Origin of the sequence: Sphingomonas sp. UV9, from assembly GCF_004101245.1 — a bacterium.
GTDB lineage: Bacteria > Pseudomonadota > Alphaproteobacteria > Sphingomonadales > Sphingomonadaceae > Sphingomonas.
In genome coordinates, this window is record NZ_SCIN01000001.1 from 370580 (window position 1) to 387965 (window position 17386).

Sequence of the window (17386 nt, forward strand, 5' to 3'; positions counted from 1 at the left end):
CAATGGAAGTTCAATTAACGGTTGCGATTCGACGGATGGGCTGGCTGGGCGGCGTGTCAGCGGGCAGTCTGGTTCTCGCGCTCGCGATGCCGGCCATCGCCTCGGCACAGGCGGCGCAGATCCCGAACAGCGTGACACCGGGAACGCCGGCTCAGATCGATCCGTCGCCGGCGCAGACAGCGGTCGTAGCCCAGGGCACCGAGGCCGATCCGGCCGCCACTACCGCGCCCCAGACTACACTGCAGACCACGCCCGATACGGTGCAGGCTGAGGGCGAGACCGCCGAGATCATCGTCACCGGCTTTCGCAAGTCGCTCGACGCCGCGCTGAACGTCAAGCGCCAGTCGGTCGCCGCCGTCGATGCGATCGTCGCCGAGGACATCGCGAAATTCCCCGATCAGAACCTTGCCGAGTCGCTGCAGCGTATCCCCGGCATCTCGATCCAGCGCGACGCCGGCGAAGGGCGGGCGATCACCGTCCGCGGTCTGGGCGCCCAGTTCACCCGCGTCCGCGTCAACGGCATGGAGACCGTCGCCACCTCGACCGACGGCGCCAGTTCGAACCGGGATCGCGCGTTCGATTTCAACGTCTTCGCCTCCGAACTCTTCAATTCGATCGTCGTCCACAAGACCGCCGAGGCGTCGCTCGACGAAGGTTCGCTCGGTGCGGTCGTCGATCTCAACACGGGCAACCCGCTTGGCGGCAAGATCGGCTTCACCGCGGTCGGGTCTGCGCAGGCGAGCTACAACGACCTGAGCAAGAATTTCGGACCGCGCCTCGCCGGGCTGTTGTCGTGGAAATCGGCCGATGGCAGTTTCGGCGTCGCAGCCTCCGCCGCCTATTCGAAGACCAATAATTTCGAACTCGGCAACAACACCGTACGCTGGGCCCAGGGCCCTTTCGATTCGGTCGACGGCACGCGCTGCTACACCACGCCGAACCGCGGCGGCGTGTACGTGCCGAGCGCAGACTGCACTGCCGCCGCGCTTGCCTTTCACCCGCGCATCCCGCGCTACGGTTCCGTCCGGCACGAACGTGAACGGCTTGGGATAACCGGCAGCGTGCAATGGTCGCCAAGCGATGCCACCAAGGTGTCGATCGATGGCCTGTATTCGCGCTTCAAGGAAACCCGCGAGGAGAAATGGGGCGAAGTCCTGCTGCGCTCCAACGAACGGTCGATCGACATCAGCGACTATACGATCGATTCGAACAACAACCTGATCAAGGCGACGTTGAACGATGCCTGGGTGCGAACCGAGCATTATCTCCGGAAGTCGCAGACCGAATTCTACCAGATCGGCGGCAGCTGGGATCAGGATGTCACCGACAAGCTGCGCTTCACGCTGATGGGCGGCATCTCGAAGTCGGATGCGACGATCCCGGTCGAGACGACCTTCGTGTTCGATGACCGCGATGCGCAGGGGTATAGCTACGACTATACCGATATGAAGCGGCCGGCGCTGACCTTCGGGACCAGCGTCACCGACCCGGCGAACTTCCAGCTGGCGGAGATCCGTGATCGGCCGTCGGAAACGGTCAACAAATTCCGCACCGCGCAGTTGCGGACCGAATGGGATGTCGCCGAGGGCTTCCAGATCAAGGCGGGCGGGCTCTACCGCAAGTTCACCTTCGACACGCAGGGCTTCTCGCGCGACGCCGTCGTCTGCCCCAATGCGGGGGGCCGTGACGTCGTGCTGGGGACGCTGACCTGTTCGCCGAACACGCTGTTCGGGTCGACCGCGGTGTACGGCTTCCCGGCCGGCAGCCTCGGCGAGATCTTCAACCTCGGCAAGGCGGGCCAGCCTGCGGGGACGACGACCAGCTTCCTGATCCCGAACATCGATGCGTCGGCCGCCTATACCGGGCTCTACAACCGTCCCGCGACCGTATTGGTCGGCGATACCCGCAGCGTCTCCGAGCAGGTGACCGGCGGCTTCACCGAGTTCGACGTGAAGGGCGACATCCTCGGCCTGCGCTACGCCGCCAATGCCGGCATCCGCTACGTCCACACCAAGCAGCGTTCGACCGGGCTGTCCTCGGCGACCGTCGCCGGCGTCACCGTCAACACGCCTGCGACGGTCGAGCGCAGCTATGACGACTGGTTGCCCGCGATCAACGTCGCGCTGTTCCCGACCGAAGACATCATCATCCGCGGCGCAATCGCCAAGGTGTTGACCCGACCCAGCCTCGGCAGCCTGACGCCGGGCGGTTCGGTCGATGGCTTCAACTACCGCGTGACCTTCGGTAATCCGCAGCTCGACCCGTTCCGCTCAACCGCGTTCGACATCTCGGCGGAATGGTATTTCGCGCCGCAGTCGATCTTCTCGGTCGCGCTGTTCAAGAAGAACGTCGAGAGTTTCCCGGTCTCGGCAACGCGCAGCGGCACGTTCGCATCGACCGGCCTCCCCCTGTCAGTGATCCCGGCCAGTTCGCCGGCCGCGGGTGCTCCGGAAGGCCAGTTGTGGCAGATCACCTCGCCGGTCAACGGCACGGGTGCCTCGCTGAAGGGGGCGGAAATCTCGCTCCAGACGACGTTCCGCTTCCTGCCGGGCTTCCTGCGCAACTTCGGCGCGCTGGCCAATGCGACGTTCGTCGACTCCAGTGCCGGGTATTCGCAAGGGGGGCCGGCGACGACGATCACCCGGCCCGCAGGCACGCTCGGTCCGCTGCCGAACACGACCCGATCGGCGACACTCTACGGCCTGTCGAAGCGCGCGTATAACGGCACGCTTTACTACGAGGATGCGAAGTTCAGCGCGCGCGGATCGATCAGTTATCGCAGCCCGTATATCGACGGCGCGTCGGCAACCGGCAATTTGTTCGAGGGGTATGGCGCGACGACCAACGTCGATGCGTCGATGCGCTACAAGCTGACGCCGGCAGTCGAGGTGTCGCTGGAGGGCACCAACCTCACCGACAATTACCGCAGCCGCTACGTCGATCTCGACGCGAACCGGAACTACGAGAACAATCACTTCGGCCGCACCTTCCTCGTCGGTGCGCGCTTCAAGATGTAGTGGCGGCAGCGCAAACCGCCGATATCTCGGGGACGCAGGCCTTGTTAGGCTGCGTCCCCTTTTTGCGTTAGATCTCGTCCGCGGCAAAACCGAGCGCTGCGGTCAGCGCGGCGCGCGCTGCGGCGCAACGCTCCCAAAGCTGCGGATCGCCGAGGTCGTCGGGCGCGATCGCCACGGGCCATTCGCGCGCGATCACCGCTTCGATCCGGTCGCAAATTGCCTCGTCGACGAGAAAGCGGGGATCGATCGCGGCGAGCGCCTCGGGGCCGACTTGCACCCGCAGTCTCAGGCAGGCGGGACCGCCGCCGTTGCGCATCGATTCGCGAACGTCGACGACCTCCAGCTGCTGGATCGGGCCGCCGCTCACGACGAGTTCGCCGAGCCAGGTCCAGACCGCGTTGTGATCCCGCGCTTCGGCGGGCAGGATGAGTGCCATGCCACCGTCGGGTAGCGTCACGAGCTGCGAATTGAACAGATAGGTGCGGATCGCGGTATCCAGGCTGACGCGGTCCGCGGGGACTTCGATCACGAGGGCGTCCGGGAGGAGCGTCCGCAACGCCGATCGGAGCGCGAGGGCGTCGGCGAACGCGTGCTCGTGCGCGAACAGGACATGGCCGTTGGCGACTGCGACCACATCGTTGTGGAAGGCGCCGGCGGCGATCGCCGCGTCGCTCTGGCGCACCATGAGCGTGCAAGCGGGATCGAGCCCGTGGCGACGCGCGACGGCTTCGCTGGCGGCGCGGCGCTGGCGCGAGGGGAAGCCACCGGCATTGCCCTCGCCATAGACGAACATCTCGACCGCGCTGTGCCCGCTGGGCGAGGCGAGGCGCATGAAGTTCGCTGCCCCCTCGTCGCCGAACGCCGCGGGGACAGCGGGATGGACGCGGAAGAAGCGCGGATCGGCGAAGGCGAGGCGAAGCTGCCGTTCGGTCTGCTCGGCTTCGCTCGCGCGGTGCGGCATCGTCGACAGGTTCGCGACCGAGATGTGGCACAGGCCGTCCGCGGTATCGCTGCCGGGCGACACCGTGCCGGCGTTCGCGGTCCACATCGCCGAGGCGGACATCGCGTTCGCCACCAGTGCGCGGTCGGAGGCCCAGGCCGAGGCGAGGACTTCGGCATCGGCGCCGACGAACCCCAGCGTCCGAAGCCACTCGACATTGGGTCGGATGTGCGGGAGGAACAGGCCTTGGTGCAGACCAAGCGCCATCGCGCGGCGCATCTTGGCGACGCCCTGAAGGGCGGCAAGGCGCGGTGCGGAAATATTGCCGGCGTTGTTCGCCGAAGCGAGATTGCCGATCGAGAGGCCCGCATAATTGTGCGTCGGCCCGATAATCCCGTCGAAATTGACCTCGATCACCGCATCGCTCCCTATCACTCGCGAGCGACCGCCATCGTCCGTGGAGGCGCGTCGCATGGCGTTCAATATCGGGGATAGGGCATCCGCCCCAGGAAAATCGGCAATGGTCGGGGCGATAGGATTCGAACCTACGACCCCTGGACCCCGAGACCAGTGCGCTACCAGACTGCGCCACGCCCCGACAACATTGCCGGTGAGCGCCCTAGCCGCGACATGGATTCCGATCAAGACAAATATCGGCTGCGTCCGCGATCTATCGCGCACGCGACGGCACTGCTAGGAGCGCGGTATGACTCCGCTCGACCGCATCCGCAATTTTTCCATCATCGCCCATATCGACCACGGGAAGTCGACGCTCGCCGACCGGCTGATCCAGCAGACCGGCGGGCTGACCGCACGCGAAATGTCCGAGCAGGTGCTCGACAACATGGACATCGAGAAGGAACGCGGGATCACGATCAAGGCGCAGACCGTGCGTCTGGCGTACAAGGCGAAGGACGGCCTCGATTACGTCCTGAACCTGATGGACACGCCCGGCCACGTCGACTTCGCGTACGAAGTGAGCCGCAGCCTCGCCGCGTGCGAAGGCGCGCTGCTGGTGGTCGACGCCGCGCAGGGTGTCGAGGCGCAGACCTTGGCGAACGTCTACCAGTCGATCGAGCACGATCACGAGATCGTGCCGGTCATCAACAAGATCGATCTGCCCGCCGCCGAGCCTGAAAAGGTGCGCAAGGAGATCGAGGACGTGATCGGCATCGACGCGTCCGAGGCCGTGCTCGCATCGGCGAAGTCCGGCATCGGCATCGCGGACATCCTCGAGGCGATCGTCGTCAAGATCCCGCCGCCCAAGGGCGATATCGACGGTCCGCTCAAGGCGATGCTGGTCGATAGCTGGTACGACCCGTATCTCGGCGTTGTCATTCTCGTGCGCGTGATCGACGGGGTCCTGCGAAAGGGCCAGCAGATCAAGTTCATGCAGACCGGCACGATGCATCTGGTCGACCGGGTCGGCTGTTTCCGCCCGAAGATCGAGCAGCTGACCGAACTGGCCACCGGCGAGATGGGCTTCATCACCGCGCAGATCAAAGAGGTCGCGCAGACTCGCGTCGGTGACACGATCACCGATGCCAAGCGGCCTGCGCTGGAAGCGCTGCCGGGCTTCAAGGAAGTCCAGCCGGTGGTGTTCTGCGGCATGTTCCCGGTCGATGCGGCCGAGTTCGAGAAGCTGCGCGAGAGCATCTCGAAGCTGCGGCTGAACGATGCGAGCTTCTCGTTCGAGATGGAAACGTCGGCGGCACTGGGCTTCGGCTTCCGCTGCGGGTTCCTGGGGCTGCTGCATCTGGAGATCATCCAGGAGCGGCTCACGCGCGAATACGACCTCGACCTGATCACGACCGCGCCGTCGGTGGTGTACGAGATCGAGCTGACCCACCCCGATCCTGCGGGCACGACGCATATCGAGCTGCACAACCCGGCCGACATGCCCGAGCCGAACAAGATCGCGACGATCAGCGAGCCGTGGATCGAAGCGACGATCTATGTCCCCGACGAATATCTCGGCAGCGTCCTGAAGCTGTGCCAGGATCGCCGCGGTATCCAGAAGAACCTGACCTATGTCGGCGGCCGCGCGCAGGCGACATATGAACTGCCGCTCAACGAAGTCGTGTTCGATTTCTACGATCGGCTGAAGTCGATGTCCAAGGGCTATGCCAGCTTCGATTACCACCAGATCGGCTACCGCGAGGGTGATCTCGTCAAGATGGGCATCCTGGTCAACGAGGAGCCGGTCGACGCGCTGAGCATGATCGTCCATCGCGGCACCGCCGAAGTGCGCGGCCGCGGCATGGTCGAGCGGCTGAAGGAACTGATCCCCCGCCATCTGTTCAAGATCCCGATCCAGGCAGCGATCGGCGGCAAGGTGATCGCGCGCGAGACGATCAGCGCGATGCGCAAGGACGTGACCGCGAAATGCTATGGCGGCGACGCAAGCCGCAAGAAGAAGCTTCTCGAGAAGCAGAAGAAGGGCAAGCTGAAGATGCGCGAATATGGCTCGGTCAGCATCCCGCAAGAAGCGTTCATCGCCGCGCTGCGCATGGGCGATGACGCGTAGGCGCATCTAGAGCGGGTCAGTTTCCAAGCCACCTTGCTTAACGCCTCGTCACCCCAGCGAAAGCTGGGGCCTTTGTAGGGTGGGGGCGCGGCTCGAACAGCGAGATACCAGCTTTGGCTGGTATGACTGGCAGGGGGGGTGGCGCGCCCATCTCGTTCACGAAAATGTCGCAGCGGCGCCAGGTTTCGCACAGACGAAAACCCCGTCACCAACTGTCATCATCCTAACACAATCCCCGCCTAACCGCCGGATCGGGGAGTGAGCGTCGCGAGGCGTCGTCGTGCCATCCGGGGAGGGTGGTCGATGAAGCGCAGCGGCGTTGCGTATTGGGATGTGCGGCCGGTCGTCAGGGACAGCGCCGCACGATTGGGGAATATCATCTTGAAGATTTCGGTCGTTAAGTCGGCGCTGATGCTTGGCGTCGCGTGTGGTTCGGTGTTGGCTGGGTCGGCGGCGTTCGCGCAAGCCGCGCCGGTGCAGGAGCAGGTACAGGCTCCCGAGGAAGGCCTAGGCGACATCGTCGTGACGGCCGAGCGGCGTTCGGAGAACCTGCAGCGCGTGCCGTTGTCGGTGGGTGTGGCATCGGGCGATGCACTGCGCGATTTCCAGGCGGGCGGCGACGACACGTTACTCGCGCTATCCGGCCGTGTGCCAGGACTGTACGTCGAATCGACGACCGGCCGCATCTTCCCGCGCTTCTACATCCGCGGTCTCGGCAATATCGATTTCTACCTCGGCGCCTCGCAGCCGGTCACGATCATCCAGGACGACGTGATCCTCGAGCATGTCGTGCTGAAGTCAAACCCGGTCTACGACGTCCGCCAGGTCGAAGTGCTGCGCGGTCCGCAGGGCTCGCTGTTCGGGCGTAACACGACCGCCGGTATCATCAAGTTCGACACCTACAAGCCGACCAACGCTTTCGAGAGCCGCGCCGCGGCCTCGGTGGGCACCTATGGCAGCGTCAATCTGGACGCCGGCGTCGGTGGCCCGCTCATCAACGACGTGCTCGCATTCCGCCTCTCGACGCTGATCCAGCACCGTGCGAACTATATCGACAACGCGTTCGTGGGTGCCAGCCAGGACAGCACCGCGACGCCGCGCAAGAACGCGATGGGCGGCTTCGACGATCGCAACATCCGCCTGCAGCTCGCGCTCACGCCGGGTACCGCGTTTTCGCTCGACCTGTCGGGTCATGCGCGCTGGTATGACGGCACCTCGACGCTGTTCCACCGCGGCGCGCTCCAAAAGGGCTCGAACGACGTCTCGGCCGAGCCGCGCAACACCGTCGCGCTCGACGAAGGCAACGACAACCCGCAGAGCTACAACACCTATGGCGGCTCGGTCCGCGCAAGCTACGACTTCGGTCCGGCGGCGCTGACCTCGATCACCGCCTATGAAACGACCTCGGGCTTCAGTCGCGGCGATACCGATGGCGGTGCGGGCGCGAACTTCCCCGTCCGCGGGGTCGCCAACGGCTTCGGCCAATCGCAGGGCCAGATCCGCGATCTCGATCAATGGTCGCAGGAGATCCGTCTTGCCGGCACGCCCGGCGGACGCTTCAATTGGCAGGTCGGTGGCCTGTATTTCGACAACCGCGACATCACCGATTTTTACCAGCGGACGTTCTTCCTGACGACCGCCGCGCGTAACCCGAATAACTGGGTCCGCCTGCATGACGTCAACACGTCATGGGCTGCCTTCGGTCAGGTCAGCTACGAACTGATGGACAAGCTGACCGTGACGCTCGGCGGTCGCATCACCGAGGACAAGAAGCGCACAGAGCTGCTCAAGACCGTGCAGACCGTCGCCGGCGTCAGCCAGTATCCGGCCAACTTCCGCCGCGACGTTACGCTGAAGGCGACCAAGCCGAGCTGGGACGCGAGCATCCTGTACCAGGCGAGCCCGGACGTCAGCCTGTACTCGCGCGTCGCACAAGGGTTCCGCGGACCGACCATCCAGGGTCGTTCGGCGGTGTTCAACTCGGACTTCTCGACCGCCAAGTCCGAGACGATCCTGTCGTGGGAGACGGGCATTAAGACCCGCCTGCTCGACAACACGCTGAGCCTCAACGCGACGGTGTTCGGCTACCGCGTCAACGACATCCAGCTCAACGGCAACGACGTCAACGGCAACGGTATCCTGTTCAACGGCAACAAAGCCGAGGCGTACGGCATGGAAGCCGAAGCCAATTGGAAGCCCGTGCCGAACCTGACGCTGGGGGCTGGCCTCAGCCTACTGCACAGCGCGATCCGCGACAAGTCGACCGAGGTGCAGATCTGCGCGCTCAACAACGTCGTGGTCTGCACGCCGTCGGCACCGGTTCGTTCCGTCCCGGGTGCGTTCGGAACGACCTATCTGGTGAAGATCAACGGCGAGCCGTTGCCGAACGCGCCGGAGTATAACGTCGACCTGACCGCGCGCTATGACCAGCCGCTCGGCAATGGCGGTCGCGCGTTCATCGCGGGCGACTTCAATATCCAGGGTTATACCCAGTTCGTGCTGTACAAGACCAAGGAGTTTACCGCGAACGGCAACTTCGAGGGTGGCCTGAAGATCGGTTACGCGGCGCCCGACGATGCGTACGAACTAGCGGTGTTCGCGCGCAACATCACCGGCGAGAAGAACCTCAAGGGCGTGATCGAGAACTATATGGCGGCCGTGTTCAACGAGCCGCGGATCATCGGCGTGTCGCTCAGCGGCAAGTTCCGCTGATCGGGTAGGGAGGCCATCAATCCTCCCCCGCAAGGGGGAGGTGGCTGGCCCTTCCCAGACGGAGGGGGAGGAATGCGATCCATACGTTCCGTGTCCGTCCCCTCCGTCACCTTCGGCGACACCTCCCCTTCGCGGGGAAAGATAGCTTCGAACCAATATTCGACCTGCCCGGTCCGGCTCACGGCGGCACACCCCAGTCTATCCTAACGCTAGCGTGACGCATTTGTCAGAAGCGTCGGCTCGTAACGCGCTGTAGCGGCCTGAAATAGCAATTTGCCGTTTTCCTTCCGCCGGTTGATACTCGCTTCATGTCGCTCAATCCCGTCTTCTACGATGCCAGTGGCCGCCGGCGCCGGCGCTTCACCTTTGGCGTTGCTGCGTTCGTCGCATTGCTGCTGCTGTCGATCGCGGTCTTCGCGGTATCGATCGGCGCGGTGCCGACCGCGCCGTTGCTGCCGATCGAGCCCGAGCATCCGGCGCTCCACAAGTTGCCGGCACCGCGGGGGGGCATCCTCCGCGAGACGAGGCGCGACCTCAATTACTACGCCCGGCAGCTGTTCGGGACGATCGCAGCCAAGCCCGGTGCCGGTAACGGCGCCAATCCGCAGCTCGCGATCGCCTTTCATGTGCCGTGGGACGAGGCGAGCACGGCCAGCCTCGCGCGGCATGTCGAACAGCTGGACTGGCTGATCCCCGGCTGGGTGTCGGTCACTGGAAAGGATCACCGGATCACCGTGTTCCGCGATCAAGCCGGTCGGGACATCCTGAACAAGGCGGTGCATCGCCCGGTCATCCTGCCGATGGTCCAGAACGCGGTCGACGGGGATTGGGATGGCGCCGGTAGCGCTGCGCTGTTCGCCGATCCGAAAGCGCGCACGGCGTTCCTCGACAAGCTCGTCCCGTTCCTCAGCGCGAACCATGCCGGCGGCGTGTTCTACGATTTCGAGGATCTGCCCGCGTCCGCGCAGCCCAACTACCGCGCCTTCCTCGCCGAGACGCGCGCGCGCTTCGCACCGCGTGGCTGGGTGGTGGCGATCGCTGCGCCGGTCGCGAATCCGGACTGGAGCCTGCCCGCGTACGCCAAGGTGACCGACAAGATCTTCCTGATGGCGTATGACGAGCACGAGACGAGCGGCGCGCCGGGGCCGATCGCCTCGCAACGCTGGTTCGCGCGGACGGTCGCCAACGCAGCGCGCGGCATCCCGCCGTCGAAGCTGGTCGTGGCGATCGGCTCCTACGCCTATGACTGGCACGCCGGCGCCGAGAGCGGCAATGGCGATGCGCTCGATGTCGAGGAGGCGTGGCAGAACGCCGCGGACTCCGGCACGATGCCGACCTTCGACAAGACCAGCGGCAACAGCAGCTTCGCCTATTCGGAAGGCGGCGTGCAGCATCAGGTCTGGCTGCTCGACGCGGCATCGGCCTTCAACCAGATCGCCTTCCTGCAAAAGGCGGGCCTTGGCAGCGTCGCGCTCTGGCGGCTTGGCTCCGAGGATCCGGGGCTCTGGTCGATCTGGGGTCGCGATCACCGCAAGCTTCCGGTCCCGGATTCGATCGACGCCATGCCCGCGGGCACCAACGTCGATATCGAGGGCAATGGCGAGATTTTGAAGATCGCCGCGGAGCCCGTCACCGGCATTCGCGATGCGGTGCCGGCAAAGGACGGCACGATCGCCGATGTGAACTTCACGCGGATGCCGTCGCCTTACGTCGTGGTGCGGACCGGCTACCGCCCGAAACAGCTCGCGCTGACCTTCGACGATGGCCCGGATTCCGAATGGACGCCGCAAATCCTCGACATCCTCAAGCGCGAGCATGCGCCGGCGACCTTCTTCGTGATCGGCGAGAATGCGCTGACGCAGCGATCGCTACTCGAACGGATGGTCGCGGAGGGGCACGAGATCGGCAGCCACACCTATACGCATCCCAACCTCGCCAACGTCTCGACGCGGCAGGTGAAGTACGAACTGAACGCCACGCAGCGGCTGTTTCAGGCGTTCACCGGGCGCTCGCTCCGCCTGTTCCGCGCGCCGTATTTCGGCGACGCAGAGCCGAGCACCGCCGACGAAATCCTGCCCGCACTCGAAGCGCAGCAGCGCGGCTATATCTCGGTCGGCCTCCACGTCGATCCCGACGACTGGAAGCGGCCGGGCGTACAGGCGATCATCGACCGGACGATCGCCGGCGTCGAAGCGGGCAATCCCGAGCGCAGCGGCAACATCATCCTGCTCCACGACGCCGGCGGCAACCGCGCCCAGACCGTTGCCGCGCTGCCGGTGATCATCGATCGACTGCGCGCGATGGGCTACAGCTTCGTCCCCGTCTCGACGCTCGCCGGCCTGTCGCGCGATGCGGCGATGCCGGTCATATCGTCGAGCGACCGTGTTGCCGCCGTCGCCGATCTGGCCTTGTTCAGCACGCTCGGCGGCATCGTCGTCGCGCTCCGCTGGATCTTCGGCATCGCGATCACGATCGGCATCTTGCGTGCGTTGGCCCTCTCCGCGCTCGCGCTGATCCAGGCGCGTCGCGAACTGAAGACGGTGTTTCCGACGATCGATCCGTCGCGGTTCGTCACGGTGATGATCCCGGCGTTCAATGAGGAACGCGTGATCGTCCGCGCGGTGCAGGGCGTGCTGGCATCGACCGACGTCGCGATCGAGGTGATCGTGATCGACGACGGCTCCAGCGACGGCACGAGCCGGGTCGTGTCCGAAGCGTTTTCCGGCGACGACCGCGTGCGCTTGCTCACGCTGGAGAACGGCGGCAAGGCGCGCGCGCTCAACCGTGGGCTGGACCTGGCGCGCGGCGAGATCGTCATCGCGCTCGACGCCGATACGCAGTTCGAACCGACGACGATCGCGCGGCTCGCCCGGTGGTTCGACGATCCGAAGCTTGGCGCGGTCGCAGGCAACGCCAAGGTCGGCAACCGGGTCAACCTGATCACCAAATGGCAGGCGCTGGAATACATCACCGCGCAGAATCTCGAACGGCGTGCGCTCGCGCGGCTGAACGCGATGACGGTCGTGCCGGGCGCGGTCGGCGCGTGGCGGCTCGAGGCGATCCGCAGCGTCGGCGGCTATCCCGACGACACGCTCGCCGAGGACCAGGATCTCACGATCGCGATCCAGCGGCACGGCTGGGCGGTCAAATACGACCAGTTCGCGATCGCCTGGACCGAGGCGCCCGAGACGATGCGGGCGCTGGCGAAACAGCGGTTCCGCTGGGCGTTCGGAACGTTGCAATGCCTCTACAAGCACCGCTCGGCGATCGGCAGGTCGCAGCCGCGCGGGCTCGGCTGGGTCGGGTTGCCGCAGGCGATCGTATTCCAGATCGTGCTCGCGTCGATCTCGCCGATCATCGATCTCGCGCTGCTGGTCAGCTTCGCCTCCACCTATCTTTCGGTGCAGGCGCATGGCTGGGAGCAGACCAGCCACGACGTCTATACGATGCTCGCCTATTGGCTGATCTTCACCGCGATCGACCTGCTCGCCGCGACGATCGCGTTCGCGCTGGAGCGCAAGGAACGCTGGCGGCTTCTCTGGCTGCTGATCCCGCAGCGGATCGGCTACCGCCAGGTAATGTATTACGTCGTGCTGAAGGCGATCGCGCAGGCGTTGCGCGGGCCGCTGGTCGGCTGGGGCAAGCTGGCGCGGACGGGACGCGTGACGGCGAACTAGCGGTCCGCCCAGTCCCGTCATCCTGACGAAAGTCAGGATCCAGAGTAACCGATCGCCGCCCTTCGTGACCCTGGATCCTGACTTTCGTCAGGATGACGGGCAGAACGCGGCATCTTCGGTTTTCTATAGCGTTATGGTGAGCCGCTATATATCCGCTCGATCTGGCTCCGAGAGGTGAGAAAATGCGGTATCTTACGTGTGCGCTCATCGTGCCGCTGGCCTTGCCGGGGGGCGCACAGGCGCAGCGTCCACCGCTGGTGCTGGCCGCGGCGTCCTTGCAGGAGTCGATGACCGCCGCCGCCGATGCTTGGGCCAAACAGGGCCATGCGAAGCCGACGATTTCGTTCGCGGCATCATCGGCACTCGCGCGACAGGTAGAGGCCGGTGCGCCTGCGGACCTGTTCGTGTCGGCCGACGAGGACTGGATGAACGCACTGGCGAAGAAGAACCTGATCGTCGGCACGACCCGCGTCACGTTCCTCGGCAACCGGCTCGTCGTCGCGGCGCCGGCAGGCAGCACGGTCCGGATCCCGGTCCGCCCGCCCGCCGCGCTCGTCCGGGTGCTGACCGCCGGGCCGCTGGCGATGGCCGATACCGCGGTTCCGGCAGGGAAATACGGGCAGGCGGCGTTGGAGAAGCTAGGCGTCTGGACGCAGGTTTCGCCGAAGGTCGTGCGGGCGGAAAATGTCCGCGCGACGCTGGCGTTGATCGAGCGCGGCGCGGCGCCGCTGGGGATCGTCTACGCAACCGATGCAAAGGCGTCGGCCAAGGTTCGGATCGCAGGCGTTTTTTCTGAGAACACGCATCCCGCGATCACGTATCCGGTCGCGCGGCTGAAGGCATCGACCAACCCCGAGGCCGAGGCGTTCCGGCGCTTCCTCGTCTCGCGCGCAGGCAAGGCGATCTTCGTGCGCTACGGATTCTCCGCGCGCTAGATGCTCGACGCGGCCGCATGGGGGATCGTCGCGCTGTCGCTGAAGGTCGGCGGCGTGGCGATGCTGGTAACCTTGCCGGTCGCGTTCGCGCTGGCCTGGCTGCTCGCGCGTGTCCGGTTTCCGGGCAAGGTGATCGTCGATGCCGCGATCCATCTTCCGCTGGTGGTGCCACCGGTCGTGACCGGGTGGTTGCTGCTGCTGGCGTTCGGGCCCAATGGCCCGATCGGCGGGTGGTTGCAGGATTGGTTCGGGATCACCGTGCTGTTCCGCTGGACCGGCGCGGCGATCGCGGCAGGGGTGATGGCATTGCCGCTGATGGTGCGGGCGATGCGGATTTCGATCGAGGCAGTCGACCGGCGGCTTGAGAACGCCGCGCGGACGCTGGGCGCGGGTCCGTGGCGCGTATTCTGGACGCTGACCGTGCCGCTGAGCATGCCCGGCGTTTTGGCGGGCGCGGTGCTCGGCTTTGCGCGATCGATCGGCGAGTTCGGCGCGACGATCACCTTCGTGTCCAACGTCCCGGGCGAAACCCAGACCTTGCCGCTGGCGATCTACTCCGCGTTGCAGCAACCGGGTGCGGATGCACTCGTGTGGCGACTATCCTGCATATCCGTGGGCTTGTCGCTCGTTGCTCTGATCGTGTCCGAACTGCTGACGCGGCGAGCGGGACGGGGGCTTCATGTCCTTTGAGATCGATATCCAGAAGCGGCTCGGCGATGCGCAGGTATCGCTGACGCTGGAGGCGGGCGAGGGCGCCACGGTGTTGTTCGGTCCGTCGGGGGTCGGCAAGTCGAGCGTGCTCAACATGGTTGCCGGGCTGTTGCGGCCCGACCGCGGGCGGATCGCGATCGACGGAGAGACGCTATTCGGCGACGGCATCGACGTGCCGCCCGAGCGCCGCCGTGCCGGCTACGTCTTTCAGGAGGCGCGCCTGTTTCCCCACATGCGCGTCCGCGCGAACCTGCTCTACGGTGCGCGCGGCGAGATCGCGCGGTTCGAGGACATCCTCGGCTTCCTCGGCGTCGGCCATCTGCTCGATCGCTGGCCGCGCACGCTTTCGGGCGGCGAAGCGCAGCGGGTGGCGATCGGCCGGGCGCTGCTCAGCCAGCCGCGCTTCCTGTTGCTGGACGAGCCGCTGTCGTCGCTCGATCGCGCCCGCCGAGAGGAGATCATGCTGGCGATCGAGCATGTCCGCGACGTGCTCAAGCTGCCGATCCTGATGGTCACGCACGACCCGGAGGAAGCCGAGCGGATCGGGACGCGGGTCGTGCGGATGTAGCGGTGCGTCCCCGCGGGGGCTTGCGACTACAGGGTTCAGACGAGTTCGAAGCTTTGTTTCTCACCGTCGATCGAACTGGTCGCGACCCAGAGATCGAACATCCCCGGCTCTACGACCCAATCGCCGTCGCCCCAGAACCGCAAATCCTCTCGCTTCAAGGTCAGCGTCACGCGTTTGGACGCGCCCGGCGCCAGCGAGACCCGCGCGAACCCCTTCAGTTCGCGAACCGGGCGAGTGCGGCTGGCGACCTGGTCATGGATGTAGAGCTGCACCACCTCATCCCCCGCTCGCGCACCGGTGTTGGTGACGGTGGCCGTGACGGTGAGCGTGTCGGTCATGCGCGCCGGCACGACGACGTTGGAAACCGTGAAGCTGGTGTAACTCAGGCCGTGACCGAACGGATAGAGCGCTTCGTTCTTCGTTTCGCGGTAGCGCGATTTATACTCCTGGCTGCCCGTATCCGGCGCCGGGCGACCGCTGTTCTTGTGGTTGTAGAAATAGGGTTCCTGGCCGCTTTCGTTGGGGAAGCTGGCGGACAGCTTGGCGGACGGATTGACGTCGCCGAACAGCACGTCGGCGATCGCGTTGCCGCTCTCCGAACCGAGAAACCAGGTCGCGACGATGGCGGGCGCGTTCTTCACGGCACCGTGGAGCGCGAGCGCGCGGCCGTGCCGGAGCAGCACGATCACGGGCTTGCCGGTGGCGGCGACGGCTTCGGCGAGCGCCATCTGCGGCGCAGGAATGGTGATCTCGGTACGCGACTGCGCCTCGCCCGACATGAGCTGCGATTCCCCGACTGCGAGCAGGACGATGTCCGCGCCTCGTGCAGCAGCGACGGCTGCGGCGATCCCGCCCGGCAGGGGAGCTTCGATCTCCGATCCCTGCGCCGTCGTGACGGTCAGCCCCCGCGCGCGAAGACCTTGCGCGACCGAGACGTTGAGCGCCTCGTCGGCCATGAACGCCCAGGTGCCAACGACGTTCTTGCGATCCTCCGCGAACGGCCCGATCAGCGCGATCCGGCCGGGGTTCTTCTTCAACGGCAACAGGTTGCCTTCGTTCTTTAGCAGTACGATCGAGCGTGCCCCAGCCTCGCGGCTGAGCTTCAACATCGCGGGCGTCGAGACGCTGGTGCGCTCCGCCTTCTGGCTGACCGAGCGATAGGGGTTGTCGAACAGTCCTATCGCATCCTTCAGATGCAGCACGCGGCGGACGCCTTCGTCGAGACGCGCGAGCGGGACCTCGCCTTTTTCGACGAGGTCGGGGAGCCACAGATTGAACAGGTTCGACTGCATGGCCATGTCCATGCCCGCCATGAACGCCTTCTTCGCGGCATCGCGGCCGTCCTTGGCATAGCCATGCGCGATCAGTTCCTCGTCCGCGGTGTAGTCGCCGACGACCATCCCGCGGAACCGCCATTCGCCGCGCAGGAGATCGGTCATCAGCCAGTGATTCCCGCTGGAAGGAACGCCGTCGATGTCGTTGAACGCGCTCATCAATGTCGCGACGCCCGCATCGACCGCGGCCTTGAACGGCGCGAGATGCACTTCGTGCAGCGTGGCGGGGGAAATCTCGGTGAAGTTGTAGTCCTGACCGCCGGAAACCGCGCCATAGGCTGCGAAGTGCTTGGCACACGCCGCCATGCGCGTCGGGTCGCGGAGATTGTCGCCCTGGAAACCACGGACACGGGCTACCGCCAGCTGTATACCGAGATAGGGATCCTCGCCCGATCCCTCGGCGACGCGGCCCCAGCGTTGATCGCGGGCGACATCGACCATCGGCGCGAACGTCCAGTGGATACCGAGCGCGGTGGTTTCCAAGGCAGCGGCGCGCGCGGTACGCAGCGCAAGATCGGGATCGAACGCGCAAGCCTCGGCGATCGGCAGCGGATAGGCCGTACGCAGACCGTGGATAACGTCGCCCGCGAAGATCAGCGGGATCTTGAGCCGGGTGGCCATCGCCGCATCCTGCGCAGCCTTGGCGCCCGCATAGCCGACGCCGTTGAACAGCATGCCGATCTGCCCTGTCTTGATCCGCGCGATCTGTTCGGCTGCACCGCCGGTGGCGAGGCCAGGGTTGAAGGGCACGCCGATCGGCCGGATCTGGTCGGAGAAGCAGCTGAGCTGGCCGGCTTTTTCAGCCGGCGTCATCTTGGCGATCAGGCTCTCGATCCGGTCGCTCTGCGCGAACGCGGCGGTCGAGCCCAGCGACAGCCCGGCGATGGCAGCGCCGCCGGTCAACATCTGGCGGCGATCTAGAATGGGCGACATATCCTGCTCCTGAGTCTTTGGAGCGGGTTAGT

General features: G+C 65.6%; 9 protein-coding genes and 1 tRNA gene. 7 read left to right on the forward strand and 3 right to left on the reverse strand.

Annotated features, from left to right (window positions below; all coding sequences use genetic code 11):
- The first annotated feature begins 2 nt into the window (after positions 1 to 2).
- Complete coding sequence (locus EQZ23_RS01440) at positions 3 to 3017, forward strand: TonB-dependent receptor (RefSeq protein WP_240663107.1); 3015 nt, start codon at positions 3 to 5, stop codon at positions 3015 to 3017.
- 67 nt (positions 3018 to 3084) lie between these two features.
- On the opposite strand, the gene EQZ23_RS01445 is transcribed toward EQZ23_RS01440, so the two are convergent.
- Both EQZ23_RS01445 and EQZ23_RS01450 read right to left on the reverse strand, forming a co-directional pair.
- Complete coding sequence (locus EQZ23_RS01445; protein WP_128452703.1) at positions 3085 to 4431, reverse strand: N-succinylarginine dihydrolase; 1347 nt, start codon at positions 4429 to 4431, stop codon at positions 3085 to 3087.
- A 47-nt stretch (positions 4432 to 4478) separates the two neighbouring features.
- A tRNA-Pro gene (locus EQZ23_RS01450) sits at positions 4479 to 4555 on the reverse strand.
- 108 nt (positions 4556 to 4663) lie between these two features.
- Here EQZ23_RS01450 and lepA point away from each other — a divergent pair.
- The 6 genes from lepA to EQZ23_RS01480 all read left to right on the forward strand — a co-directional run bounded on the left by lepA (position 4664) and on the right by EQZ23_RS01480 (position 15087).
- Complete coding sequence (lepA, locus tag EQZ23_RS01455) at positions 4664 to 6484, forward strand: translation elongation factor 4 (RefSeq protein WP_128452704.1); 1821 nt, start codon at positions 4664 to 4666, stop codon at positions 6482 to 6484.
- Between the two features lie 411 nt (positions 6485 to 6895).
- Entirely contained in the window at positions 6896 to 9196 is a 2301-nt protein-coding gene (locus EQZ23_RS01460; protein ID WP_128453529.1) for a TonB-dependent receptor, read from the forward strand.
- 308 nt (positions 9197 to 9504) lie between these two features.
- Positions 9505 to 12873 (forward strand): polysaccharide deacetylase family protein, encoded by a 3369-nt coding sequence (locus EQZ23_RS01465; RefSeq protein WP_128452705.1) that lies wholly within the window; start codon positions 9505 to 9507, stop codon positions 12871 to 12873.
- Between the two features lie 182 nt (positions 12874 to 13055).
- Positions 13056 to 13808 carry a molybdate ABC transporter substrate-binding protein gene (gene modA, locus EQZ23_RS01470; protein WP_128452706.1) on the forward strand — a complete coding sequence of 251 codons (753 nt, stop codon included), beginning with the start codon at positions 13056 to 13058 and terminating at the stop codon, positions 13806 to 13808.
- Positions 13809 to 14498: a molybdate ABC transporter permease subunit gene (gene modB / locus EQZ23_RS01475; protein ID WP_128452707.1), complete on the forward strand. Its 690-nt coding sequence runs from the start codon at positions 13809 to 13811 to the stop codon at positions 14496 to 14498. It begins immediately after the preceding gene.
- On the forward strand, positions 14488 to 15087 hold the full coding sequence (locus tag EQZ23_RS01480; RefSeq protein WP_128452708.1) for an ATP-binding cassette domain-containing protein: 600 nt from the start codon (positions 14488 to 14490) through the stop codon (positions 15085 to 15087). The genes modB and EQZ23_RS01480 overlap by 11 nt, the downstream gene beginning before the upstream one ends.
- Before the next feature lie 35 nt (positions 15088 to 15122).
- Here the strand turns inward: EQZ23_RS01480 and EQZ23_RS01485 are convergent, their stop codons facing one another.
- On the reverse strand, positions 15123 to 17354 hold the full coding sequence (locus EQZ23_RS01485; RefSeq protein WP_128452709.1) for a glycoside hydrolase family 3 N-terminal domain-containing protein: 2232 nt from the start codon (positions 17352 to 17354) through the stop codon (positions 15123 to 15125).
- Positions 17355 to 17386 lie beyond the last annotated feature (32 nt).